Genomic DNA, 230 nt, shown 5'->3' with positions numbered 1-230 from the left:
GGGCCTATCGTCCCGTATGCCCGCCCCCAAGGGCATCCGATGATAACACTGGCCAAACTTCCCGTCACTATCGTTACCGGCTTCCTCGGCTCGGGCAAAACCACGTTGCTGCGCCTTATGCTCGACAACGCTCAGGGCCGTCGCATTGCGGTGATCGTCTACGAGTTCGGTGAGTTGGGCATCGACGGCGAGATCCTCTAACAGTGCTCCATCGGCTGCACCGAGGAAGA

At 60.0% G+C, this 230-nt stretch carries 1 pseudogene; it reads left to right on the top strand.

The features are described from left to right. Positions 1-39: 39 nt before the first annotated feature. Positions 40-198 (top strand): annotated as a pseudogene (locus ACFZPT_RS27175) (GTP-binding protein); the annotation flags it as partial. Positions 199-230 lie beyond the last annotated feature (32 nt).

Source organism: Pseudomonas sp. MD330_10 (assembly GCF_042610415.1).
Classification (GTDB): domain Bacteria; phylum Pseudomonadota; class Gammaproteobacteria; order Pseudomonadales; family Pseudomonadaceae; genus Aquipseudomonas; species Aquipseudomonas rhodesiae.
The sequence above is the reverse complement of the archived record's forward strand: the minus strand, read 5'-3'. Positions and strand labels throughout refer to the sequence as shown.